Origin of the sequence: Smaragdicoccus niigatensis DSM 44881 = NBRC 103563, from assembly GCF_000380645.1 — a bacterium.
GTDB classification, from domain to species: Bacteria; Actinomycetota; Actinomycetes; order Mycobacteriales; family Mycobacteriaceae; genus Smaragdicoccus; species Smaragdicoccus niigatensis.
This window is the reverse complement of the sequence record NZ_AQXZ01000010.1, coordinates 126322-151110: the sequence shown is the minus strand read 5'-3', so window position 1 is coordinate 151110 and position 24789 is coordinate 126322. Positions and strand designations below refer to the sequence as shown.

Genomic DNA, 24789 nt, shown 5'->3' with positions numbered 1-24789 from the left:
AACACATGACGCCAGAACAGTGCGTGAACCTCGGGTGATGCCGTCCGTGCCCATGCGGACTGGTAGCCAGCCTCCTTGGCCCACTTCAACCCGGTCGATTCGCTGACGCCCGCCTCGACTGCGGCCTGCGAGGGCGTCTTGCCCGCACCGACCGCCCGCCAGAACGCTTCACGCACCTCGCTCGGCAAACTCCCGCCACGCGGACGTCCACGGCGACGCTTCAACTGCGCACACACAGCTACAGCACCTCTCAAAAGAGACAGGTGTTGCAGCGATCACTTGAGCCCGCCCCGTATATGGGTCTTCCTCGGCTGTGAGAGGTGTTTTTGAGCAGGCTCAGCCGAGGATGTCGTGCCGGACGATCGTCTGATCGCGGCCCGGACCCACACCAATGCAGGAAATGCGCGCACCCGAGAGCTCCTCGAGCCGGAGCACGTAGTTCTGGGCGTTCTTCGGAAGGTCCTCGAAGGTCCTCGCCTCCGAGATGTTCTCCCACCAGCCCGGCATCTCTTCGTAGATCGGCGTCGCGTGGTGGAAGTCGGTCTGCGTCATCGGCATGTCGTCGTAGCGGACGCCATCGACGTCGTAACCAACGCAGATCGGAATCGTGTCCAGCGACGACAGCACGTCGAGCTTGGTGAGGAAGTAATCGGTGATGCCGTTGACGCGGGTCGCGTAGCGCGCGATGACCGCGTCGAACCAGCCGCAGCGGCGCGCGCGGCCAGTGGTGACGCCGACCTCTCCACCGGTCTTGGCGAGGTAGGCACCGTGGTCGTCGAAGAGCTCGGTCGGGAACGGACCGGATCCGACGCGGGTCGTGTACGCCTTGAGAATTCCGAGGACCGCGGTGATGCGGTTCGGGCCGACGCCGGAACCGACTGCCGCACCACCCGAGGTCGGGTTCGACGACGTCACGTACGGATAGGTGCCGTGGTCGACGTCGAGCAGAGTGCCCTGCGAGCCTTCAAGAAGAATGATCTCGTTGCGCTCGAGTGCCTGGTTGAGCAGGAGGCGGGTATCGGCGATGCGGTGCTTGAACGACTCTGCACGCTCGAGCAGTTCGTCGACGACCTGCTGCGAGTCCAGACCCTTGCGGTTGTAGATCTTGACGAGAACCTGGTTCTTGAAATCGAGAGCTGCCTCGACCTTCTGGGTCAGGATCTTCTCGTCGAGCACGTCCGCGACCCGGACCCCGACGCGGGCGAGTTTGTCCTGGTAGCACGGGCCGATTCCGCGGCCGGTCGTGCCGATTTTCTTGTTGCCGAGGAATCGCTCGGTGACCTTATCGATGGCCACGTGGTACGGCATGATCAGGTGCGCATCGGCCGATACCAGCAGGTTCGACGTGTCGACGCCACGGTCTTCGAGGCCGCCCAACTCGGTGAGCAGAACGCCCGGATCGATGACGACACCGTTTCCGATGACGTTCTTGACGCCCGGCGTCAGAATGCCCGATGGGATGAGGTGCAGCGCGAAGCTGTCCCCGTTCGGGAGAACGACGGTGTGCCCGGCGTTGTTTCCGCCTTGGTAGCGAACCACCCACTGCACACGGTCGCCCAGTAGGTCAGTTGCTTTACCTTTGCCCTCATCGCCCCACTGGGCTCCGATCAGCACGATCGCCGGCATCCACACTCCTCGGGTTGGCCCCGCGCGTCTGTCCAGAATGCGGGATTGGCCGGGAGTCCAGTGTAGTGCAAGGGAGAAGGGCCGAGGACAGCGACGGGAAAGCGGGCCCTAATCACAGGACCACAACGTTGCGATACCTTGTCAGCTTTCGGTTAGCTGTGAAATCGGGCGGCGGGTGATCATCGGTTCAGACAGGCGATCAGGGCGACGAAAATCAATATGTCGGGAAGGGGGTTCGCGTGAGTAGTGTCGTGCTGCACTGCGGTGACTGCCCGGTGCCGATCGCGCTATCGGACCTCGAAACGGTGCATGCCGCACAGGTCCCGACGGACGCCGAATTCGACGACGTGACGCTCAAACTCGACGTCGCGGACCGTCCACGTCTGGTGGTTTTGGGTGGCGATGCGGCACTGGCCAACGTATTGGGACGACTCATGAAGTCGGGTCGCTTGCACATCGAGATCGCGTACGTACCCGCATATCCGGGGCCAGCGGCGAAGCTTTATCGGACCGGCACCGGAGCGGGCGCGGCGGCGCGAGCGCTGGAAGGTCATCCCACGCCGCTTCCGCTTGTGCGCGATGAACTCGGGCACGTTCTCGTCGGTGAAGCCGTCATCACCGGGGTGTCGAACGACCCCATCGAGGGCGAGGCGTACACCGACGACACGAAGCTCTTCTCGGGTCACGCCAAGGCGATTCGCGTGACTCCGACCGCTGACGCTCCAGGTGTTCGAGCCAGCATGGTTCGTCCGCTATTCCATCGCTGGATTTCCGGGCGCGCCTTCCAACTCGGCACCGCGGGCGCCACGGTCACTCGTGACGGAGTTGCGGATCCGCGCGTACTGAAACGGATTTCGTTCTATCGGCACAACGAGGACTGGCTACTCGTCCTATGACCGGTGTCCGGCCGAGCCCAGTTTTCCTGGCGGTTGTGGCCGTGGCCGCCGCCGGCGGGGCGCTGGCTTGGATGAGCGATGCCAACAGCGTCTGGGCCGGCGTCGGTGTCTTCGTGCTGGTGGTCGCGGGCTGGATCGTCACGCTGTGCCTGCACGAATTCGCGCACGCGTATCTGGCGTGGAAAGCCGGCGACACCGAAGTCGAAATCCGCGGCTATCTGACGTTGAACCCGGTGAAATACAGCCATCCCGTGCTGTCGATCTTGTTGCCGATCCTGTTCATCGCGGTCGGCGGAATCGGTCTGCCCGGTGGCGCGGTCTACGTGCAGGCCGACCAGTTCAAGCCGACCACCGCCCGCTTCATCAGCCTCGCCGGACCGTTGATGAACGCGCTCGCCGCCGTGGTTCTGCTGTGGTCGATCTTCCTGCTGGGCCTCGACTCCCCGCACGTTGCGTTTTGGACCGGCATTGCCTTCCTCGGATTCCTGCAGATCACCGCACTACTGCTCAACCTGTTGCCGATCCCTGGCCTGGACGGATACGGCGTCCTCGAGCCGTCGCTGTCGCCGCAGACGCGCGCAAAGATCGAGCCGTATCGGGCCCTTGGCCTGTTGTTCGTGATGGCCCTGCTGTTCGTCCCGCAGTTGAACAGCATCTTCTTCAGCATCGTGTTCTGGATCTACGGTCTGACCGGCGCAGACCCGCTGTGGGCCCAGATCGGCGGACAGCTGACGCGGTTCTGGGTCCGCTGACAAGCCCACTCGCACAAAATTTGTTACACGAAACAGACTTCCTCACACTATTTTTCGACCCCGGCACGTCGCCCAGTGGGACTTCGAGACCCGATTAGCATCGGCGCTCGTGCCCCTGCGTCACCCCCTTCAAGAAACGGCACACGGCCTCCTCGATCTCGGATTTCGGAGACACGCTCTGCCGACGGTCCTCCCCGGGATCTACCTCGCCGGGATACTCCCGGCGGTCCTGATCCCGGTCCTGTTGGTCGTCTTTGCATTCCGCGAGTCGGTCCTCATCGGCGTCGCCGCTCTGCTGTGCCTACCGTTCATGATCGTGGCCGGTCTGGTCGTCGTCCGGCTTCTTCTCGAACTACTCAGGACGATCGGTCAGTTCGCGGAGATCATCGCCAGAGCGATGAATCTGATCTTCGGATTCCACGACACGATGGCCGATGTGAAGGGACCCGCGCGCGGGATCGCCGCCGGCATTCGGGCAGCGAAGATTCGCCAGGAACCGCAGCCGGTGCACAAGCGGAAACGCTGACTATTGCGGCAGCGTCGCCAACGCCGAAATGCGGCTGAGTCCGGCTACCTGCAGCAGGTCGACGATCGTCGAGCGCACCTGAGCCAAGACGACGTGCGCGGACAGCCCGGACACCTCGACGAGTTCCAGCTTCGCCAGATTCGCCACTCGCCGAAGTTCACGTGCGGCATCGGCCTGCGTTGGCTCACCGTCCGGTGGCGCAAGGACCATGAGCCGCACGAAATCAGTCGCCTTGCCGAGTTCCTCGACGACGTGAATCAGCCGCGGGTCGAGCACTTCGTCATTGCGCACGACACTCAGCGATCGTCTGGCCAGGACGCGAACGTTGCGGACCACGTTGTCGATGGGATCTGCGATCGACTCGAATTGCCGAAGCCGATCGCGCTGACGCCAGTACATCGGCGACACTCGGCTGATTTCCCGCCCGCTTATGAGGTCGGACCGGAGCTTGTCGATTTGGGACTGCAGGCCGCGCGCCGTCGCGAGCGCCTCGGAGATGCACTTGGCGTTCTGTTCGTGCAGCCCGTCCGCGCACCTGGCGAGGACCTCGCTTGTCGCCGAGAGAATCCCCGCGGCATCGCGCTGGGGACGACTCACCGGATGCACGGGGATGAGAGCCATCGCCGCGACACCCATGAGTCCCCCGACCGCGGCGTCGAGCATGCGGCCGGTCCCGGCACCGCCACCCGGCGGCATGAGGGTGGCCACGAGCACCGCCGAACTGCCCGCTTGGGCGGTGATCACCGGCCCACCGTCGAGAAGCACGGCCAGCGACATCGCCAGCACCACGACAAGTGCAATCTGCCAGGGGCCGGATCCGATTCGCGCGATCAGCAGGTCACCGACGCCGACCCCGACCGTCACCCCGGCGACAAGCTCCGCGGCCCGCCGGAGACGACCGTTGATACCCACACCCAGCGCCACAACGGCAGCAATCGGCGCGAAGAACGGGCGTTCGTGGCCGACGATGTCGGTCGCCACGAACCACGCCGCACCCGCAGCGAGCGCACACTCGAGCATCGGAATCGCCGACGACCGCCACCGCGCGAGCGGCGTCGTGATCACCCGGTCGAATGCTGTGCTCAGTCGACGCCCAATTCGGATGCCACCTGGGGGTCGCAGTCCTCGAGGAGGTCGAGGCAGCGATCGTGCTCCTCCGCCTCGCCGATCGCCGCGGCCGCACGCGCGAGCGCGGCAACGCTGCGCAGGAAGCCGTGGTTGCCCGGGTGGGAGTAGGGCACTGGACCCGAACCCTTCCACCCGTTGCGCCGGAGCTGGTCAAGCCCGCGGTGGTAGCCCGTCCGGGCGTACGCGTAAGCCGCGACCGGCTGGTCAGCGTCGAGCGCAGCCTCAGCGAGGTAGGCCCACGCGAGGGAGCACGAGGGGTTCGCCGCGGCAATGCCGGTCGGGTCCTCACCGGCTTCGAGTGCCTCTTCGACGTCCGGATTACCGGGAAGTCGTATCGGTTGAGGACCGAGAAGATCGCCGAACGATGTCATAGGCATCATTCAACACAAGTTGTTCCGGAGATAGCTAGGCTGCCTCACGTGTCGGACACCAACGACCAGGTCACCAGCCGGACGGCGATGCCGCAGCGCGTCGGACCCGAGGCCACCCCGCCGAAGCAGCGCAAGCCGCGCGGGAAGATATTCAAGCGGCTCGTCAAGATCGTGCTGCTTCTGCTCATCCTCGCCGCGCTCGCGGTCGGCGGCTTGTTCGCCTACGACAAGACGCGTGGACCGACCGACGACGACAAGGTCGACACGGCGATCACGAACTACATGACGGCCGTCAAGCGCGGCGACCTCGCCGGGCTGCGGGCCACGACGTGCGGCCAGGCCTACGAGTACTACGTCAGCCTCAACGAGACCCAATTCGCGGCGATCTACAACGCCTCGCGCGATTCGGTTCCGATCATCGACTCGGTCAAACGAGTCGAGGTCACCGACGACCGCGCGCTCGCCGAAGTCAGCGCACACACGAACGCCCACGCGCAGCAGACCGTTCGAACGGTGGCTCTGCAGCGCGCGGGCGATAAGTGGAAAGTGTGCGATGCCGGGGTCGGCGCCGGGACCAAGTAGGCACCGGCACCGGCGTCAGGCGCTGACGGACTTGCCGACCGACTTCAGGTCCTGGCAGGCCTCGAGAACGCGGGCCGTCATGTTGGCTTCCGCCTTCTTCAGGTAGCTGCGCGGGTCGTAGACCTTCTTGTTGCCGACCTCGCCGTCGACCTTCAGGACGCCGTCGAAGTTCGCGAACATGTGTCCAGCGATCGGGCGAGTGAAGGCGTACTGCGTGTCCGTGTCGACGTTCATCTTCACGACGCCATAGCTGAGCGCCTCTTCGATCTCCGACTTCAGCGAGCCCGAACCACCGTGGAAGACGAAGTTGAACGGCTTCGAGCCCTCGGCCAGGCCGAGCTTCTTCGACGCCACGGCCTGGCCGTCACGAAGAACGGTGGGCTTGAGCTTGACGTTGCCCGGCTTGTAGACGCCGTGCACGTTGCCGAACGTCGCAGCGAGCAGGTAGGCGCCCTTCTCACCGGAGCCGAGGACCTCGACCGTGCGCTCGAAGTCTTCCATCGAGGTGTACAACTTCTCGTTGATCTCGGCCTCGACGCCGTCTTCCTCACCACCGACGACACCGATCTCGACCTCGAGAATGATGTTCGCGGCCTTGGCGTGCGCAAGCAGGTCTGCCGCGATCTCGAGGTTCTCTTCCATCGGGATCGCCGAACCGTCCCACATGTGGGACTGGAACAGCGGGAGCTGACCTGCCTTGACGCGCGCTTCAGAGATCGCGAGCAGCGGGCGAACGTAGGTGTCGAGCTTGTCCTTCGGGCAGTGGTCGGTGTGCAGCGCGATGGTGATCGGGTACTTGTCCGCGATCACGTGCGCGAACTCCGCCATCGCGCTGGCACCGACGACCATGTCCTTGATTCCGAGTCCAGAAGCGAATTCCGCACCGCCGGTGGAGAACTGGATGATGCCGTCCGAACCGGCGTCCGCAAAGCCCTTGATGGCAGCGTTCAGAGTCTCCGACGACGTCACGTTGATTGCCGGGAAAGCGAACTGGTTCTCCTTGGCACGCTTGATCATCTCTGCGTACACATCGGGCGTTGCGATTGGCACTTCTGACTTCCTCCGCTAGGGGACTTCGATCGGTTACACCCTATGGCAGCCTGAGACCAAATGGCATAGATCACCGCCTTGGGAGTCCCGGACCGTCAGGCGAAGAACACCCGCAGGTCTGCGACGACGTCCTCGGGCACCTCCATCGCGGCGAAGTGACCGCCCCTGCCGAACTCCGACCAATGCTCGATGCGCTTGTTATCCCGCTCGGCAAGTGACCGAATCGTCTGGAAGTCGTCCTTGAACACCGCGACGCCGATCCGGCCCGAGCTGACCGCCGGCTCGGCACCTGCGTGCGATTCCTCGTAGTGGTAGCGCGCCGCCGAACCGTAAGTGTTGGTCAGCCAGTACAGCGTGACCTGGGCAAGCACCTGGTCGGGACGAACCAGGCTCGTGCCGTTGCCGAAACTCTCGAAGAGTTCGCTGTACGCCAGCATCCCGACCGGCGAGTCGGCCAAGGCGGCCGCGACGGTCTGCGGGCGAGTGCCGTTCATCTGGTTGTAGCCGCCGACCGACTGGAACCACTGCATGTGTTCGAGCGCGGCGTACTCCTTCGGACCGAAGCCCTCGAATTCCGCCGGGTCACCGGACGGGAACGAGAACAGGTGCAGAACGTGCGCGCCTTGGAAGCCCTCGGGATCGAGGATCGCGAGTTCGCGGCCGATCATCGCACCGCCATCACTGCCGTGGATGCCGTACGAGTCGTAACCGAGTCGCCGCATGAGGACGTCGTAGGCGGTGGCGACTCGGCGCATCGTCCATCCGGTGTCGACGACCGGAGTGGACCAGCCGAATCCCGGCATGGACGGAATGACGAGGTGAAACGCGTCGGCGGCACTTCCGCCATGCGCCTCGGGGTCAACGAGCGGCTCGATCATGTCGAGGAAATCGAGGATCGAGCCCGGGTAGGTGTGCGCGAGGAGCAGCGGCGTTGCGGCTTCGTGCTTCGACCGGACATGCAGGAAGTGGATTCGCTGACCCTCGATCTCGGTGATGAAACCGGCGTACCGGTTGAGCCGCGCTTCGACGGCACGCCAGTCGAAGGACTTCCAGTCGTCGACCATCTTCCGCAGGTATGCCTCCGGAGTCCCGTAGGTCCATGAGTCCCCCGGCACGGCCGGCGCGAAGCGGGTGCGATCGAGGCGCGCGCGCAGGTCGTCGAGGTCGGCCTGCGAGGTTTCGATGACGAAGGGAGTGATCTGCGCGTTCATGGTCTTGGAGCCTTTCGTGGTGGGTTCGACCTGATGAAACTGACTTTAGGAACCATTCCGGAACACTTCTTTCCGGTTTAATCGCACTTGTGCAGAAAACTTCGGGGCGGGTTCTCCAGTTACTCGGCCTGCTCCAAGCGCGCGTCGCATGGACGGCACCCGAGCTCGCGGAACGGCTCGAAGTGACCGAACGAACCGTGCGCAACGACATCAACCGGCTGCGCGAGTTGGGATATCCGGTCGACGGTGTGCGCGGACCAGCCGGGCACTATCGGCTCGGCGTCGGGGCCAAACTCCCACCACTGCTTCTCGACGACGAGGAGGCGGTCGCGGTCGCCGTCGGACTTCGTACGGTCACCGGGGTGTCCGGCTTTGAAGAAACCGGCACCCGGGCTCTCACGAAGCTCGAACACGTTCTGCCCGACCGTCTGCGCCGCCAGTTGGCCTCGCTGCGCGACGCGACCGCCACGGGCCCGGTCAACACCGACTCAAATGTCGAGGACCCGGCGGTCGAGCCCGCGGTACTCACCGAGATTGCGGCCGCCATCCGCGACCACCGTCGTCTGCGCGCGTTCTACCGCGACGACGAGCGAGTCGAGATCGAGCCATACCGGCTGGTGGCCTGGCAGCGCCGGTGGTTCGTCGTCGGCCGCGACCCCATCACCGCGGTGTGGGCGCCGTACCGGGCCGACTGGCTGACGTTGCGTGTCCCCGGCGGCGGGAGCTTCCATCCGGCGGCATTACCCGGCGATCTCACCGAGCTCGTTGTCCGCGAGGTCGCGCGCACCGGCTGGTCGGTACATGCTCGGCTCGTCATCGACGCGCCTGCCGAGGAGGTTCTCGCGCGGATCAACCCGGCCGTGGGTGTCGTCGAGCCACGACCCGACGGTCGGTCGGTCCTGGTCACTGGTGGCGACAGTCTCGAGATCGTCGCGGTGTGGATCGGGATGCTCGGAATGGACTTTCAGGTCGAATCACCCAGCGAGCTCATCGGGTACCTCCACGTGCTGGCGCAGCGTTATGCACGCGCCTCACGAACTTGGTGACAAGGGTCATCAAAGAGGTCACAGGCGACGGCGTCTGGGCGCGTCGGTCGTTTCACGCCAGTAAGGTTTGAGGGGTGAGTCTGCTGGCAGCCCCGGATACCGTGACAAATCTCGCGCTTTTGCCGCAGTTCCTCGATCCGATGTACCTGTTGACCAACGATGGTCCGTTTTCATCGCTCGTCCTGCCCGCGATCCTCGTCATCGTCTACATCGAGACCGGATTGCTCTTCCCGATCCTTCCGGGTGACTCGTTGCTGTTCACGGGTGGTTTTCTCGCCCACACCGAGAACCCTCCGGTGTCGATCTGGACGCTGTTGATCCTCGTGCCGATCGTTGCGGTCGCCGGTGACAACACGTCGTACTTGATCGGCCGCTTGATCGGCCCCCGAATTTTCGACAAAGAAGACGGTCGATTCTTCAAGAAGAAATACGTCACCGAGACACACGCGTTCTTCGAGAAGTACGGGCCGAAGACGATCATCCTGGCCCGTTTTGTGCCGATTGTGCGGACGTTCACACCGGTGCTCGCCGGTGTCTCCCAGATGACCTACCGCAAGTTCCTGCTGTACGACATCATCGGCGGCATCGCCTGGGGTGGCGGTGTCACGCTGCTCGGTTACGCGCTCGGTTCGGTCATCAACCCGAAGTACATCGAGCCGATATTCCTGCTCATCGTGCTGGTCTCAGTCCTGCCCGCAATCATCCACGTGTTCCAACGCTGGCGCGCCGGCCGCAAGTTGGTTCCCCTCGATGACGAGGCCGCGCCGGCCACCGAAGAGTAGGCCCGATGCTTCTGGCTGAACCTCTCGCCATCCGCCACCACGATCTGATGTACCAGATCGGGCCGGCGGCAGTCTGGCTCGTGGTCACCACGTTCGTCTTCTTCGAATGTGCGCTCATCATCGGCTTGTTCCTTCCCGGCGACTCCTTGTTGATCACCGCCGGCATGGTCCTGGCTGCGCACCACCAGCACAACCACGTGTGGACTCTCGCGCTCGGCGCGATGATCGCCGCCATCGCCGGAAACCAGGTCGGCTACGTGATCGGCACCCGCGCCGGATCGCACATTTCGGCACGAAAGAACAGCAAGTACCTCAATGCCGACCGGCTCAAGAACGTGAAACACATGCTCGAGCGGCATGGCTTCATCGCAGTTCTGGTGTCGCGCTGGATCCCATGGGTGCGCACTCTGTGCCCGATGGTCGCCGGTGCTGTCCACATGGACCACCGCAAGTTCACGATCGCCAGCACGATCGGCGCCATCGTGTGGGCCCCCGTTCTGCTGCTCGTCGGCTTCTACGCCGGCGAGTTCATCGACGAGGTGCCGTGGCTCATGCCGGCGGTGCTCGCGATCATGTCGGTCGTCCTCGTCAGCGCGACCATCGTGGGAATCTGGCACTACCGCCAGGAGATGGCGAAAGAGACCGAAGAGGTCGACGAGTTCGAGGAGCTGGCCTAAGCGGTGGCCGATGTGGTCGTCACGCTGGCGGGCGGGCTGGGAAATCAACTGTTCCAGACTGCTTACGCGAAGAATTTGGAAGCACGAGGTCACCGCGTGACCCTCGACGGCACCGTCGTCCGGTGGACCCGCGGACTTCACATCGACCCGCAGATCTGCGGTTTGAAGATCCTGAATGCCACGCCGCCGGCACCGGTCCCCGGCCGGTTGGCGGCTACCGTTCTACGCCGGGCTTTGGCCACGAGGCTGCGTTTCGGACCCGACGGTCGAATAGTCCGCACGCAACGGACACTCGAGTTCGACGAGCAGTATCTGAATCTGAACTCGCCGGGAAGATATCGCGTCGAAGGCTATTGGCAGTGCGAGCGATACTTCAGCGACGTCGGACAAACCGTCCGCAAAGTGTTTCTCGACATGCTGGGCCGTCACGTTTCGTACAACGGACTGAGTCGTCTCCCGGCAATGGCCGACCCGAGTTCGATTTCACTTCATGTGCGCCGCGGTGACTACGTCACGGCGAACTTCATCGACCCGCTCGCGCTCGAGTATTACGAGCGCGCGCTCGAGGAACTAGCTGTGCCCAGCCCGCGGATTTTCGTTTTCAGTGACGACTTGGACTGGGCCACTCGCGAACTCGGACGGATCTGCGACGTCATTCCGGTCGAGCCAGACTGGACGTCTCATCCGGGCGGCGAGATTTTTCTCATGTCCCAATGCAGCCATCACATCATCGCCAACAGTTCGTTCAGTTGGTGGGGCGCCTGGCTCGACGGGCGGACGTCGTCGCGAGTCGTCGCGCCGCGACAGTGGTTCTCGTTAGAAACATATTCCGCCCGAGACATCGTTCCGGACAGATGGACCAAGGTCTAGATGCGATGTCCGGAGAGGGTGTTTCCGAGTTATCCACAGGACGACCCGAGGCTGTTCCATCGCAACGTGAGCATCGGTAACCTCGAAGCGTGGCCAACGATCCCGAACTCGAAGCGCGTGTAGACCGTCTAGAACACGAGGTCAAGCGGGCACGAGAAGACGCTGCCGCGGCCCGGGTTCTCGCCGGCGGCGTCGACCGGGACGTCGATGACATCCGCCAAGAGTTTCGGCAGTACCGCGAGCAGAATGTGCGTCTCCACAACGCTTCGCGCGCCGACCTGACAGACCTGCGATTGGAGCTGCGCTCCAAGTTCGACATGGTTGCCGCCGGTCAGCAGCAAATCGTCGATCTCATCAATCAGAAGTTCGACGACCGCGGCCTCTGACCTACCAGGACTTCGACAAGTCCGCGTGCTGCCGAATCCAGGAATGCATCGCAATCCCCGCAGCCACGCCGGCATTGATGCTGCGGGTCGACCCAAAGCTTGCGATCGACACCGTTGCGAGAGCTCCGTTGGCGGCCGCATCGGTGATTCCCGGACCTTCCTGCCCGAACAGCAGCAGGCATTCACGGGGGAAATCGAACCGCTCGATCGGCACTGATCCCGGGGTGTTGTCGACCGCGACAACCGCCAGTCCGTTTTCCTTCGCCCAGGTCAGCAACGACTCCACATCCGGATGGTGCTCGATGTGCTGGTAGCGGTCGGTGACCATCGCGCCGCGGCGATTCCACCGGCGGCGGCCGACGATGTGAACGGCGGCCGCCGCGAACGCGTTCGCGGTCCGCACCACGGTGCCGATGTTCGCGTCGTGCCCGAAGTTCTCGATGGCGACGTGGAACGGGTGCCGGCGAGCATCGATATCGGCGACGATCGCCTCGCGTTTCCAGTACCGGTAGGCATCGACGACGTTGCGGCGGTCGCCCTCCGCAAGCAGCACCGGATCGAAGCGCGGGTCAGTCGGAAGCGGGCCCTCCCACGGCCCGACGCCGTGCGTGCCATCGCCCCACTCGGTCGGGCCAACTTCGTTCGATTCCACGGTTCGAAACACTAACTAGTCTGGAACTGATGCCCGCCATCAACCATGTGCGAATTCAGCACGTCGTACTCAGCATCACGGCTGTGTACGTGCTGATCCTTGCGCTCTGGGTCGGCTGGATCGCCCCGTACACCCCGCGCGGCACGATTCCCTACCAGGCGACGGGCCTGTTCGGACTCTTCGGATCGAGCCTCGGCATCGCGTTCCTGCTGCTCAATCGCGAGCCGAAAGTCGACCGCCAACTGCGCCGTCGAGGGCTCGAAGGCTGGGCCCACATCGAAGCCGTGCGCCCGATAGAACGCACCGGCCGATACACCGAACTCGTCGAACTCGACGTCACCCTGACCGTTCCTGGCCTCGAGTTTCGGGAGGGCCGGATCACCTACGAGGTGTCACCCGTCGACCGCGCCCTCATCGCGGTCGGGAAAACCGTTCCGGTGCGCGTGGATCCGCGTAATCCGCGACTGGTGCTGTTGCTGCCTTAGCCCAGTCCGAGATCGTCGAGGCCGAGCAGAGAGCGGTACGGAACGCCTTCCGCGGTGATGACCTGGTCGGCACCGGTCGCACGGTCGACAACGGTCGCCACACCGACGACCGTCGCGCCCGCATCGCGCAGGGCCTTGATAGCGGTGAGCGGTGAGTTTCCGGTCGTCGTGGTGTCTTCGACGACCAACACACGCTTCCCGACAACGTCCGGGCCCTCGATCTGGCGCTGCATACCGTGCGCCTTCGCGGCCTTACGGACGACGAACGCATCGAGCGGGCGTCCTTCGGCGTGCAGCATCGACAGGCCGACCGGATCCGCACCCATCGTGAGACCACCGACCGCGTCGAAGTCCCAATCTGCGGTCAGCTCGCGCAGAAGCTTGCCGATGAGTGGCGCGGCCTCATGGTGGAGCGTGGCACGGCGCAGGTCGACGTAGTAGTCCGCCTCCGCACCCGAGGACAACGTGACCCGACCGTGGACGACTGCGAGCTCTTTGACGAGTTCAGCGAGTTTCGCGCGGTCGCCGGAAGACTGGCTCTGGCGCGACGTGAACTCAGACATAGTCGATCCTCCTGGTCTACGGTCTACGGCCCTTCACCTTACTGCTCAACCGCTCGGAGACCCGTCTCGGGACCAGCCGCGCGGCGGTGGTGATGGCCTTGTACTGGAAGCTCGGCACCGAGACGACCTTGCCGGCGGCCAGGTCGTTGAGGGACCCGGACACCACCTGATCGACGTCGAGCCAGAGCGACTTCGGCACCTTGCCAAGTTCGAGGCCGGCGCGCTCGTGGAACTCGGTGTGCACCAATCCCGGGCACAGCGCCTGGATGCGGACACCGGTTCCCGATAGCGCACCCGCGAGCCCCTCGGTGAACGAGACGACGTACGCCTTCGACGCCGAATAGGTCGACCCGCGGCCGGGAATGAGGCCGGCAACGCTCGCGACGTTGATGATGTCGCCCTTGGCGGCCGCCATCATCGCCGGGAGCGCGGCGCGCGTGAACTGCAGGACCGCAGTGACATTGACATCGAGCTGCGCCTGCAGTTGCTCGGGAGTGAGAGACCAGAACTCCCCCGTCAACCCGAAGCCAGCATTGTTCACCAGGAACTGCACACCTTCGGCAAGCCGCTTTTCGACCGCTGCGCGCCCCTGCGCATCCGCGAGATCCGCAACGAGGACCTCCGAACGGGCACCGTACTGACGCTTGAGATCGGCGGCGAGGTCGTGCATCCGCGCTTCGTTCCGCGCGACGAGCACCAGGTCATAGCCGCGCGACGCGAGCCGATCGGCGAAACCCGCCCCGATCCCCGACGTGGGACCCGTGACGAGCGCAACCGGGCGCGAGGAAGTCGATGCCATGCGGCCACCATAGCCGCCGAACATCACGCGGCGTACCGGACAACGTCAGTGGGTGGGAGTTCCGATCCCGAGATCATCTGCCAGCTCGGCATCGACCTCATCACCGGCCGACCCCGGCGCCACGGCCGGGACGTCGTTCGGGCGGATCTCGGGGTAGACCATCGGACCGCTGGCCGGTGCGGTAGTACGCAGCATCGGGTTCGACAGCAACGTGTCCGGACGGCGAGCGGGCGTGAGCACCTCGGCATCGGCCTTGGGCGGAAGCACATAAAGAAGTCCGCTCAGGCGGGCGACGGCGTCGAGTGCTCCGTCCAGGGCATCCCGATCGGCACCGACCGCCATGACACCGAGCGTCCACGCACCCTCGTTCCAGAGGGTGTGCAGCTTTTCCGGCATCGCGCGTACCAGGTTGATCAAACGCTGGTCACAGGCCCGGAGAGCGACCTCGGGGTTATTCGAGTACATGACCCGATCGCCGATCGCGCCGATCATCTCGAAGTCCGTGTCCTTCGGCGCGGTCGTCGACTTCAGGCGCAGATCGATCTCGACATCGGAGTCCACGAGCCGCTTCACGGCGACCACGGTGGTGGTGTCCTCGAGGTCGAACAGGAAGAACTCCTGGTTGCGGTAGACACCGTTCACGACGTCGTTCGCGTTCAGATAGTCCTGCTTCGCAAGCGCCGCACGAGTCCACTTTCCGGCGAGGTCCGGCATCGTGATGCTGAACGAATAGCCGTGCGTCCGCGCCCAGCCCTGACGCGCGCGGCCGAACCGACGACGCTGATCTCGGTCCAGGTACAGCAGCGCTCCGGCGCCGAGAAATGCAATCGCCGCCAGGCCGAACCACATAGCCATCATTGCGTGCCACCCTAGCTAGTCGTCGAGGTTGATCGGTCTATTGAACGCACGACATGGCTCAGTTCCCAAACAGAGAACCGATGATCATGCGCGCCATGACCTTTCCGTCCTGCTGCGTGGATCCCTGGACGAACACTCCGTCGCCGGCCTTGAACTCCGCGATGCCCTGGCCTCCGCCGAGCAGGACCTGCGTCTGGGCGTTGGTCACGACGGTCACCGCCGCCGATCCGTCCTTCGGCGCGATGACCAGCGTGGTTCCGTCGTTCGACTGGATCGTTCCGGAGAACGCGACGAACCGCGGCACGAAGGTCGGCTTCGCTGGCGCTGTCGACTTCGGCACCGGCGCAGACACGATCGTGGTGTCGAATTTTGCGTCGTTGTTGAGGTCGGAACTGACCGACGCGAGGTAGGCGCCGACCGACCCGAAGATCGCCAGTGCAAGCAAGGCGATCGCCGCGATGATCCACGGCCACAGCGAGCCGCGTTGTCTCGGCGGCTGAGGTTCGGCGGGCGGTCCTGGCGGCGGAGGTGGCGTCTGAGTCTCCTCCAGCGGCAACGCCTCGCCGTAAGGCGGCGTCACCGGCGTGGACGTATAGCCCCACTGCTGCGGCTGGTACTCCGCCGTCGACAAGCGCTCGGTGTTCGGAGCCGGCGCGGAGTACGGCTCGTACGGGTTGGAGGTGTACCCGGCGCCCGGCTCCGAAATCGCGCCAGGTCCTGGTTGTTCACGTCCAGACATAGAGCCCAGGGTAGGCGCAGATTCTGAGTGAATGCTGACCCCGGGCTGGGTGTTTATCGTCCTGAAACCTTCCGACCTCAGAAATCGAGTTCGTCAGAACGGCCCCCGGCCTGCAGAAATGTCCGCGCGATCCGGTGCGCGGCAAGCTCTTTCTCGATTGCGTCATGCGTCGCGATCGACCGCAGGCGACGCGAGACATCACGCAATTTCAACGCACTGTTCACCGGCGCAGACACCTTCTCGCGGAGCCGCCGCTTCGACGGTCCCGCGTCGCGGGAGATGCGGTAGCGCATCACCGACTGGTCGTCGCTGTCGAGCGAATCCTGAACGACTGCAACGAGTTCGAGCCAACGATGAGCTTCCCAACCCGCCGGAATCGGGAGGGCGGAAGGCACCATTCGGTTGGTCATCATGACCGCGGCGCGCGCCGGCGCAGGTTCGCGCAGGACCGCGTGGAGGCGTTCGACCGGACCCGCCAGATTCCAGTGCTTGAGCGTCGGGAAAAGATTGCGGACCTCGTCGCCGACGGGGTCCCCGTTGACCGCCACGGCGATACCCGGAGCTGCCGTCATCACGGCACCGGATTGCTGCAGTCGGGCGCGTTGGCGCGCCAGTCGGCCCGGTTCCCAGATCTCGCCGACCTCGGCGATCGCGATGAAACGGAAGCGCGCTGCGGCCTGCAGTCCGGCCGCAAGACCGGATGCCGTGACGCCTTGGGTATCCTCCGGCGCATCGATCGACAGGCATTCGACCTGCGGAAAGCGGCGAAGGTAGTCCGCGGCGAACTGCTTGGCGCCGTCGCCGCTGCGCTCATCGACGATGATCACGGCCGCGGGCGGCAGCGTCTGGTTCATCACTGACTGCAACTGTCGGGCGACCCGGTCACGACCGCCACCGGCGACCACGACCACCGCGACGCCTTCGGACCGGCGATGACTCACCGTTCCGGGCAGCGACCCGCCGCGCCGCCCGAGCGTGCCCCGCACCGCGTCGACCATGCCGCGTCGAACTTCGTGAAACGCCTGGGTGCGCCCCTCTTCGACCGTGACGGCCAGCAACGTCGACACCGCAAGCCAGAAGATTCCGCTCAACAACCACGTGCGCTCGGAAGCGCCGTAGCGGCCGAACATCACCAGGCGGTTCCGGGTCAGGTAGTAGCGGCGGCGCGAACTGTGGTTGGTGACCGAGATTTCCTTGCCCAGCAGGCTGATCGACTGGCCGCGACCGATGCGGTGAGACAGGTGCACCCGTCCGTCGGCGAACACCTCGAAGCCGTGTTTGCGCAGGTTGAGACACAGATCGGTGTCAACCGAGTCGATCACCAGCGACTCGTCGGCGAGGCCGGCGATGCGCAGGGCCTCGGTACGGAACACCGCACCGGACTGCATGATCTCCTGCATCTCCATGACGCCGTTGCGATTGGTGTATGCGTAGGCGAAACCATTCACGACACCGGGCCCGACGGCCCCGAATTCGATGTCGTCGCGTTCGAGTTCGGAGATCGCGCGGCCGAGCCCAGCCACGAAATCGCTTGGTACGTCGGCATCCTGATCGAGAGTCAGCACGTACTTCGAACCCGCGGTCATCGCCATGGTGAAGCCGATGTTCAGGCTGTGCGCGACACCGCGATTGACCGTCTTCCGAACGACCACCACGTTGTCGAGCGAACTCAGACGTCGGTAGTAGCTCGGCGAGATCATGTCGCTGGCGTCGTCGATGACGATGACGCTGTTGATGTGGTCGGCCAGTTGCGCCACCAGATCGATCGTCTCCCGCTGCGGGTTGAAGCACGGGATCACGACAGTATCGATCAGCGGGCGGTCGATCAGGGCCCCGTCGATCATGCCGACAGCCTAGCGGCTACGGAACCGTAACCATGAAGTCGGGCGAGGCAGGCTCAGGTTCTACCCGGTCCCAGTGCCGACAGACCAGAATCGTGGCGACCGCACACGCCCACCCCGCCAGCACATCGATGACATAGTGCTCACCGCCGTAGACCAGCGTGAACGCCATCGCGATCGGGTAGATCACCAGCGCGAACCGCGCCACGCGCCAGCGGGCATGAGGCCAGAGGGCGGCGGCCACCAGGATCGTGAACGCCGCATGGAGCGATGGCATCGCGGCGACTTCATTGCTCAGTGAATGCAGGAACACCGTGCTGGTGTCGAGCGAGACGAAGCCGAATCCGAAGCCCGCGGCTCGGCGGACCGGCTCCGCGATCGCCCCATGGGTTGCCGCATACCAAGGCGGCGCCGCGGGCAGCAGGATGAAGAACGCCAGACCGACATACGACAGAACGAGAACTCGGCGCATGTAGCGCGACCATTCGGCCCGCGATCGGACGTACAGAACGGCCCCGAGAATCCACGGGACCGTCAAGTGGGTCGAGTACACGATGCCGGTCAGGACGGTCCACCACGGCAGATGCCCGGAGGCGGGGATCAGATGCTCTTGGAGCCACACCGTCGGCACGGTGCCGTGGAATATCCACCGCTCGACGTCCACGGGTTCCGTGACCCGGATGGGCATGCCGAGACGATCGGCGATGCCCCGGCTCATGTCGTAAACCAGCAGGGCGACGATCAACGGCGTCCAGTCGAGAAGCACCCGCGCGTGGTGCCGCCACGATCGATCGATCCGAAAGGCGACGATGCCGGCGACCAACCAACTGGCCTGGTAAACCCGGTCGAGCGGAATACCTTTGACGGCGATCGTGGCGGTCAGGGCGACCACGTACGCGAGCATGACCGCGTACCGCACCGAGCGCCGCATTCGTGGGTGGTCCGGGCTCTTCGACGGCGACATCTGCGGCACCGACTGTGCATCGACGGCCAGGACCCGCTCGCGAATCACCATCGCCCGCACCTCCGATCGCCAGCCCGTCCACGGGCCGCTAGCTCGTCATCGGAACCTATCGACCAGGCCATGGAACAGCCCGCACGTCCGCTGTGAGCTTGATCTGAGCATGACACCTCCCCCATGCGGTTTGGGCGGATTGTCGCGAAGGGGTTCCGCCCGAAACCCCCTGTACCTACGCTTGATTCATGACTCGGGCCCCCATTCGCGTGAGCCGTCGGACATTCCTTGCATAAGAACACCACCCGCAACCGTCGCCGCTGGATCCTGATCGCGTCGGTCGTCGGCGCGATCGCGCTGGCGGTACTGGTCATCGTCATCGTGATCGCCGGCGCGAGCGAACGGATCACGCGCTATCAGGTCGACGCCGCGGTTCAGCCCGACGGCTCGACGCTCGTGCGGGAAATCATCGACTACGACTTCGGTGCCGACTCCAAGCACGGCATCTTCCGGTTCTTCCCTGGCTACATGATCGGGCCGGAGGCGGGACCGACGACCATCACCGACGTCACAGTCCGTTCGGCGTCGGCACCCGACGACCTCAACCTCGACGACGCCATCCATGGCGAACTCAAGATCGGCTCCCCCGACGTCACGGTCACCGGACGCCATCAGTACGAGATCTCGTACCGTCTCCCGCCGACCGCCGGCCTCGAGACGGGGCAGATGGCGCTCGACATCGTGGGCACCGACTGGCCGGTGCCGATCGACGACGTGGTGGCTCGGATCGAACTGCCCGGCGATCCAACCGGCGAGCGGTGCGTCAGCGGCGACGCGGGTTCGGACAGCGTTTGCTCGACCTTCGGCCACGAGGGTCGGATTCTCACGGTCAACGAGAAGGATCTCGGCGAACACCAGGGAATCACGGTGTACGCCAACACCTCCGGTTCCGCGACCCCGACCGCGCTCCCGCCCGAACCGCAGCTCGGAGCAGGCGACTCCGACTGGTACCTGCGCAGCGCGATCCCGTTCGCCGCGCTCGCGCTCCTCGGTTATCTCGCCGGATTGCTCCCGGTGACCGCCTACTCGCGATGGCTCGGGCGCGACTGGGCGTGGCACGGTGGCGGCGGTGCGGTGGATTCGGTGTTCGGCGGTCCCGGCCTGGAGACGCGGCGCATCGACGACAAGCTCGCCGAAGAGCAGGTCACCATTCAGTTCGTGCCGCCGCGCGATCTGACGCCTGCCCAAGGCGGCGTTGTGCTGCGCGAGAAAGTCACCGACTCGCACCGGATCGCGTGGCTCATGGACTACTCGATGACCGGCTGGCTCGCGATCGAAAGTGGCGGCAAAGCTCTGCGGTGGACCGCGAAGGACGACCGCTGGGCGCAAGCTCCGGCTCCGCTCCACACGATGTTCACGGGTCGGCACACGATCGACTTGTCCTCCTACGACAAGGAGTTCGCTGCGGGCTGGCAGCAGATCGCCGGCGACCTCGAGAACTTCAAGAAGACCAGTGGACTGTGGGATGCGGAGGCAGCCAAGACCGCGAAACGGAGATCGACGCTCATCACGTGGGTCGCGATCCCGGTGGTCATCCTGAGCGCGCTGGCCGCGATCAACCTGTTCCGATCGAATCCCGTGGTCACTGGTGTCATGGGCGCCGTCCTGGGACTCGCCTTCGGTGCCGCGTTCGCCGCGATCGCAAATCGCGGCGAGCTCGAAGTGCGCACCGCCAAAGGGTTCTCGCAACGGCAGCTCACCGAAGGGTTCCGTCGGTTCTTCCAGATCTCGGAGACCCGGCACGTCGAGGAAGCGGCTGCGCGCGACGAGCTTCGGCTCTATACCGCGTGGGCCATCGCCCTCGATGAAGTCGAGAACTGGGACCGTCTCGTGAAGTCGGCGCAGATCCCGGCCGGCACGTCCGGAGTCTCGGACATCGTCTATATGAGCACCTTCGCGAGCGCAGCTCGGTCGGCGAGCACCGCGCCCTCGAGTTCGGGCAGCAGCGGCGGCGGAGGTGGCAGCGTGGGCGGAGGCGGCGGCGGTGGAGGCGGCGGCAGCTGGTAGGGGCTGTTCGTCGACCACTCTTAGCGACACCGAGCGACTGAGCGACAGCCAACTGCGGTCCCACGATGCGCGCTCCAAACGATTCGGTGCTCTCCCGACGAGCTCACGTCAGGATTTCGATGAGAACGCTGGTGGAGCACCGAACCGTCGACCACGAGCCCGGCGGATTATGGAGCTGTCCGCCCGGCCCGGTTTCACGCTGTCGCTCAGTCGCTGGTTGTCGCTATTAGCGGTGGCCGACGAGTAGTCCTGGCCCGGGCGCCGGCAGCTGGTAAGCGCGCCAGGGTCGCCCAGGACCACCCCTTGGGTGGCTAACAAATGTCCGTTTCGAGGTTCAGCATTGAGTGAGTAAGGCGTCCATAAAAACGCATAACCACCAGCTGTTTTCCAGAAAGGACCTACGTCATGTCCGGGTCAAAGAACTTCTTCGCCAAAGCCACGATGGTGGCCGTCACTGCAGGCTTCGCCTCCGCTTCCGCACTCGGACTGCTCGGCACTGCAGCCATCGGCTCCGCCGATTCCCTGACCTGTATTCAGGGCTACGTCTGGCGCGAAGCCCGCGAATCGGACGTGGTCTGTGTGACTCCCGACATGCGCGAGACGGTCAAGACGCAGAACCTGACCCCGGACGCGCATAAGGTCAATCCGGCTTACGGCGCCGATACCTGCGAGACCGGCTACGTCTGGCGCGAGACGCGCGAAGGGGACACCACCTGCGTGACGCCGGACTTCCGCACTCTTGTTCTCGGACAGAACGCCGACCCGACGGCGCACCGGGTCTCGGCCGACAGCCTGACCTGTGAAAGCGGCTACGTCTGGCGCGAAGGATTCGACGGCGACGCCATCTGCGTCACGCCTGACTTCCGCTCGACGATCCTCGGCCAGAACGCCGACCCGACGGCGCACCGTGCGGTGGCCTACGGGACTGAGACCTGCGAGGACGGCTACGTGTGGCGTCAGGCCTTCGACGGCGATTCCATCTGTGTGACACCGGAATTCCGGGACCAGGTGCTCGACGACAACGCTCAAGCACAGAGTCGCTACGTCAGCTGAGCGTTGTACCGTGCCAGTGTGGCTCAACTCTTTCCGAGACGGCGGCGGTCGGGGATCAACGTCATCGGACAGGTCGCATCCGAAAGCGGCCAGGGCCAGATCGCACGAGGCGTTCTCGAATCGCTGAGTGCGGTCGGCTATCCCGTCGCCACCCTGCCGATCAGTTTCTACGACCCCGCCCGAGCGGATCACGGTGCGATCGAACGGTATGCGCGTGGCATACCGTTCGACATCAACGTGTTTCAGGCCAACGCCAACGTCACGAACATCCTCGAAGCGATCCTGGGCCCGGGCGTCTACGCCGGTCGCTACAACATCGGCTACTGGGCGTGGGAACTCGACGAATTCCCCGACGAATGGTCGGCGGCATTCGAGGTCTACGACGAGATCTGGGTCTTCAGTGAGTTCGTCCGCGAGGCCATCGCCCGAAAGTCTCCGATTCCGGTCACCACAGTTCCGGTCCCGCTCGAAGTGCCCACCCCGGACCCCGCGATCCGGCAACGCCTCGGACTACCCGAGATGTCATTCCTGGTCCTGTTCGCCTTCGACGCGAACAGTGTCGTCGCCCGCAAGAACCCGTGGGCGGTGATCCGCGCCTTCACCGCTGCCTTCGACAAGCACGAGCGAGGCCGCACAGCGCACCTTGTCATCAAGGTCAACAACCTGGACACCTACCCGTCCGACGCGGCCCGCCTCCGCCAGGAGATGGCAGACGTCAACGGTGTCCTGATCGAGGGCTACCTGTCGCGCGATGAGATGCATTCGCTCATCGGGACCGCCGACGCCTATGTGTCGTTGCATCGCTCGGAAGGCTTCGGACTGACCATCGCCGAAGCGATGGCGATGGGCCGACCGACGGTGGCAACCGCATACTCGGCAAACGCCGAGTACATGAGCAACGAGACCTCCTACCCGATTCCGTATCGGTTGGCGCCCATCGGTGAAGACGAAGCGGTGTACCGCAAGGGCAACGTCTGGGCCGAGGCCGACACGGACGCCGCGGCGCGCGTGATCCGACGCATCTACGAGAACCCGGAGGAAGCCCGACATAAGGGGCGCGCGGCCGCCGAATACATGCGGAACCACCACAATCGGCACGTTGTCGGCAAACAGATCGCCGCCCGCCTCGAGACCATCGGCGATTTCGTACGCGAGGACGGCACGCGGCTTCGGCACCCGTTACCGCAGAAGGGTCGGTTGCCGAGGATCGAACTGGTCCACTGGCTCCACGGAGTCGCGGCCGAGTTCGTCCCGCTCCACGACGCCTCGTTTGCGGTTCGCCCGGACCGCGACGCTCCCCTCCCGGCCGGCGAGTACGACCTCTGCCTGCGCATCGGGCCGACGACCGGCCGCTGGGACCACGTGCGGCTGTACCCGGACAGCGGCAACGGTCATCTCGAACCGGAGGCGCAAACGATTGTGACGTGGCGCGAAAGCGACTCGACGATCGTCGTGAGCTTCTACCTACCGACCGCCACGAAAGCGCTGCGCATCGACGCCGGCGCGTACGACGGAGAGATACCCACCGTCCAGTCGGCGCTGATTCGGCGAATCGGCGCCCGGCCGGAACGCAGCGCGGGACTCGCTACCGAGCGCCCCACGCAGCGGCGTTGGTCAGCCGTGCAACGGCGCGTGACCTAGACCTCCCGACGCCGACCCAGCGTCGCCATGGCCCGCAGCGGAGCCGTGATCCGCCAGGATCGGCTGGTCAGCACCTCATCGAGCGTTGCGCGCGTCGCGCTGGCCACAGCTTCGGCCGTCGCGGCCCGAGCCTGATGCACGCCCGAAATCGCCTGCGCGTGCGTGAGCCAAGAGCGAAGTCGCTGCACGTGCTCGATCCTCGCGAGCTCGGGTCCGATGTCGCGAGGTTCGTCGACGGACGACAATGCTGTTTGAAGAATCGCGCGGAGGTCGTCAAATGCCAACGGCTGCATCTCGCATGTCGTGACCATCACGGTTCCGTCGTTGCTGATGTCCATTCCCTTCGGGCCACCCTCCATCGGGTTGGCGCGGCCCGCGTGGAAGAGATCATCACTGAGGACCCGTACCGACGACGCCGGCTGCCGCATTCCGACCCACGTGCTGCCTGTTCGATAGACGTGCACATACGGTGCGCCGGCATCAGCGACCAGCAAGAATCGGTTGTCCGCGGTGAATCGAAGGCCGTGCGGGTAGTTCACCGACCCCGCGATCCCGGTGGGCTCGGAGTCTTTGCGCAGCTGCACATCGTTCCGGAACAACAGCACATCATGATGCTCGTGGTTGCTGACCGCGATCCAGTCCGAATTCGGCGACACCGCGACCCCATCCGGGATGTCGAACCACTTCTTGAGGAAGATCTCGGGCGCCGTCGGACTGACCGGGTCGAGGTCGCACCGGATCACCGAGTTACGGCTGTTGTCGCACACCAGAACGTCGAGCGGTACTCCGCCTTTTCGGAGCACGGTCACCGAACTCGGAACTCCGACTTCTCCGTTCAACGTGTCGATCGACCCGAGAGGTTCGACGTGTTGCGTCGTGCCGGCCCATTCACCGCTCGGAATCGGCACGATGATGAGGTCGTTCTGGCGATCCGCGACGATGAGTCGGTCCTCATCGAGGAAGTCGACACCGTGTGGCATCTTCAGGCTGTCGCAGGTGATCAGAACGCCGTCGCGCAGCTCGATGACCTCGCCTAGCTCGATCTCGAATACCGCAATCGCGCGCACGTTGTGCGCGGCCACGGCGAGCCGGCTGTTCGACGGCGAGAACCTGACATCCTCCGTGCGACCCAGGGAATCAATGAGCGCGCGCACCTGTGGCGACGCAGAGAATTCGTATCGCACGGCGTCTCCGAACCTTGGCGCGGTCAATGGCGTCGCCATCGTAAGGCCG

General features: G+C 64.7%; 26 protein-coding genes and 1 pseudogene. 13 read left to right on the top strand and 14 right to left on the bottom strand.

Going from position 1 to position 24789, the window contains the following annotated elements; translation table 11 throughout:
- A pseudogene (locus F600_RS0103305) lies at positions 1-236 on the bottom strand (hypothetical protein); the annotation flags it as partial.
- Positions 237-336: 100 nt separating this feature from the next.
- The gene (locus tag F600_RS0103300) at positions 337-1626 is read right to left on the bottom strand and encodes an adenylosuccinate synthase (protein WP_026306117.1); all 1290 of its coding nucleotides are present in this window, start codon (positions 1624-1626) and stop codon (positions 337-339) included.
- Positions 1627-1865: 239 nt separating this feature from the next.
- Between F600_RS0103300 and F600_RS0103295 the strand changes: the two genes are divergently transcribed.
- The 3 genes from F600_RS0103295 to F600_RS30050 all read left to right on the top strand — a co-directional run bounded on the left by F600_RS0103295 (position 1866) and on the right by F600_RS30050 (position 3800).
- Positions 1866-2522 (top strand): hypothetical protein, encoded by a 657-nt coding sequence (locus tag F600_RS0103295; protein WP_051090723.1) that lies wholly within the window; start codon positions 1866-1868, stop codon positions 2520-2522.
- Positions 2519-3274: a site-2 protease family protein gene (locus F600_RS0103290; RefSeq protein ID WP_018159162.1), complete on the top strand. Its 756-nt coding sequence runs from the start codon at positions 2519-2521 to the stop codon at positions 3272-3274. The genes F600_RS0103295 and F600_RS0103290 overlap by 4 nt, the downstream gene beginning before the upstream one ends.
- Positions 3275-3383: 109 nt before the next feature.
- Positions 3384-3800, top strand: a complete 417-nt coding sequence (locus tag F600_RS30050) for a DUF4282 domain-containing protein (RefSeq protein ID WP_018159161.1) — start codon at positions 3384-3386, stop codon at positions 3798-3800.
- Here F600_RS30050 and F600_RS0103280 read toward each other — a convergent pair whose 3' ends face one another.
- Positions 3801-4820 (bottom strand): FUSC family protein, encoded by a 1020-nt coding sequence (locus F600_RS0103280; RefSeq protein WP_051090728.1) that lies wholly within the window; start codon positions 4818-4820, stop codon positions 3801-3803.
- 62 nt (positions 4821-4882) lie between these two features.
- On the bottom strand, positions 4883-5299 hold the full coding sequence (locus tag F600_RS0103275; RefSeq protein ID WP_018159159.1) for a DUF3151 domain-containing protein: 417 nt from the start codon (positions 5297-5299) through the stop codon (positions 4883-4885).
- Between the two features lie 48 nt (positions 5300-5347).
- Here F600_RS0103275 and F600_RS0103270 point away from each other — a divergent pair, with 48 nt between their 5' ends.
- Positions 5348-5881 (top strand): Rv0361 family membrane protein, encoded by a 534-nt coding sequence (locus F600_RS0103270; RefSeq protein WP_018159158.1) that lies wholly within the window; start codon positions 5348-5350, stop codon positions 5879-5881.
- 15 nt (positions 5882-5896) lie between these two features.
- Here F600_RS0103270 and fbaA read toward each other — a convergent pair whose 3' ends face one another.
- Together fbaA and F600_RS0103260 are read right to left on the bottom strand one after the other, a co-directional pair.
- Complete coding sequence (fbaA, locus tag F600_RS0103265) at positions 5897-6931, bottom strand: class II fructose-bisphosphate aldolase (RefSeq protein ID WP_018159157.1); 1035 nt, start codon at positions 6929-6931, stop codon at positions 5897-5899.
- 95 nt (positions 6932-7026) lie between these two features.
- Positions 7027-8142, bottom strand: a complete 1116-nt coding sequence (locus F600_RS0103260; RefSeq protein WP_018159156.1) for an epoxide hydrolase family protein — start codon at positions 8140-8142, stop codon at positions 7027-7029.
- 89 nt (positions 8143-8231) lie between these two features.
- Between F600_RS0103260 and F600_RS0103255 the strand changes: the two genes are divergently transcribed.
- From F600_RS0103255 to F600_RS0103235, 5 genes are all read left to right on the top strand, one after another.
- Positions 8232-9188, top strand: a complete 957-nt coding sequence (locus F600_RS0103255; RefSeq protein WP_018159155.1) for a helix-turn-helix transcriptional regulator — start codon at positions 8232-8234, stop codon at positions 9186-9188.
- Between the two features lie 140 nt (positions 9189-9328).
- The gene (locus tag F600_RS0103250; protein WP_051090727.1) at positions 9329-9970 is read left to right on the top strand and encodes a DedA family protein; all 642 of its coding nucleotides are present in this window, start codon (positions 9329-9331) and stop codon (positions 9968-9970) included.
- Positions 9971-9975: 5 nt separating this feature from the next.
- A complete protein-coding gene (locus F600_RS0103245) occupies positions 9976-10647 on the top strand; it encodes a DedA family protein (protein ID WP_018159153.1) in 672 nt (223 codons plus the stop codon).
- A 3-nt stretch (positions 10648-10650) separates the two neighbouring features.
- Complete coding sequence (locus tag F600_RS0103240) at positions 10651-11517, top strand: alpha-1,2-fucosyltransferase (protein ID WP_018159152.1); 867 nt, start codon at positions 10651-10653, stop codon at positions 11515-11517.
- 89 nt (positions 11518-11606) lie between these two features.
- Positions 11607-11903, top strand: a complete 297-nt coding sequence (locus tag F600_RS0103235) for a hypothetical protein (protein ID WP_018159151.1) — start codon at positions 11607-11609, stop codon at positions 11901-11903.
- 1 nt (position 11904) lies between these two features.
- Here F600_RS0103235 and F600_RS0103230 read toward each other — a convergent pair whose 3' ends face one another.
- Complete coding sequence (locus F600_RS0103230; protein WP_018159150.1) at positions 11905-12555, bottom strand: TrmH family RNA methyltransferase; 651 nt, start codon at positions 12553-12555, stop codon at positions 11905-11907.
- A gap of 29 nt (positions 12556-12584) precedes the next feature.
- Here F600_RS0103230 and F600_RS0103225 point away from each other — a divergent pair, with 29 nt between their 5' ends.
- A complete protein-coding gene (locus F600_RS0103225; RefSeq protein WP_018159149.1) occupies positions 12585-13040 on the top strand; it encodes a hypothetical protein in 456 nt (151 codons plus the stop codon).
- On the opposite strand, the gene pyrE is transcribed toward F600_RS0103225, so the two are convergent.
- The 6 genes from pyrE to F600_RS0103195 form a co-directional block, all read right to left on the bottom strand.
- Positions 13037-13603 (bottom strand): orotate phosphoribosyltransferase, encoded by a 567-nt coding sequence (gene pyrE, locus F600_RS0103220; protein ID WP_018159148.1) that lies wholly within the window; start codon positions 13601-13603, stop codon positions 13037-13039. The genes F600_RS0103225 and pyrE overlap by 4 nt on opposite strands.
- A 16-nt stretch (positions 13604-13619) precedes the next feature.
- Positions 13620-14402: an SDR family NAD(P)-dependent oxidoreductase gene (locus tag F600_RS0103215; RefSeq protein ID WP_026306113.1), complete on the bottom strand. Its 783-nt coding sequence runs from the start codon at positions 14400-14402 to the stop codon at positions 13620-13622.
- A 45-nt stretch (positions 14403-14447) separates the two neighbouring features.
- Complete coding sequence (locus F600_RS26705; protein WP_156024387.1) at positions 14448-15257, bottom strand: type III secretion system chaperone family protein; 810 nt, start codon at positions 15255-15257, stop codon at positions 14448-14450.
- Positions 15258-15318: 61 nt separating this feature from the next.
- Positions 15319-15999, bottom strand: coding sequence for a DUF5666 domain-containing protein (locus F600_RS0103205; RefSeq protein ID WP_018159145.1), 681 nt, complete (start codon positions 15997-15999; stop codon positions 15319-15321).
- Positions 16000-16076: 77 nt separating this feature from the next.
- Positions 16077-17843: a glycosyltransferase gene (locus tag F600_RS0103200; protein WP_018159144.1), complete on the bottom strand. Its 1767-nt coding sequence runs from the start codon at positions 17841-17843 to the stop codon at positions 16077-16079.
- A gap of 16 nt (positions 17844-17859) precedes the next feature.
- On the bottom strand, positions 17860-18855 hold the full coding sequence (locus F600_RS0103195; protein ID WP_018159143.1) for a phosphatase PAP2 family protein: 996 nt from the start codon (positions 18853-18855) through the stop codon (positions 17860-17862).
- A gap of 228 nt (positions 18856-19083) precedes the next feature.
- On the opposite strand from F600_RS0103195, the gene F600_RS0103190 reads away from it, so the two are divergent.
- The 3 genes from F600_RS0103190 to F600_RS26690 all read left to right on the top strand — a co-directional run bounded on the left by F600_RS0103190 (position 19084) and on the right by F600_RS26690 (position 23556).
- Positions 19084-20862 carry a DUF2207 domain-containing protein gene (locus tag F600_RS0103190; RefSeq protein WP_018159142.1) on the top strand — a complete coding sequence of 593 codons (1779 nt, stop codon included), beginning with the start codon at positions 19084-19086 and terminating at the stop codon, positions 20860-20862.
- A 405-nt stretch (positions 20863-21267) separates the two neighbouring features.
- On the top strand, positions 21268-21915 hold the full coding sequence (locus tag F600_RS32075; RefSeq protein WP_026306112.1) for a hypothetical protein: 648 nt from the start codon (positions 21268-21270) through the stop codon (positions 21913-21915).
- A gap of 18 nt (positions 21916-21933) precedes the next feature.
- A complete protein-coding gene (locus tag F600_RS26690) occupies positions 21934-23556 on the top strand; it encodes a glycosyltransferase family 4 protein (RefSeq protein ID WP_018159140.1) in 1623 nt (540 codons plus the stop codon).
- Here F600_RS26690 and F600_RS26685 read toward each other — a convergent pair.
- A complete protein-coding gene (locus F600_RS26685) occupies positions 23553-24740 on the bottom strand; it encodes an NHL repeat-containing protein (protein ID WP_018159139.1) in 1188 nt (395 codons plus the stop codon). The genes F600_RS26690 and F600_RS26685 overlap by 4 nt on opposite strands.
- Positions 24741-24789 lie beyond the last annotated feature (49 nt).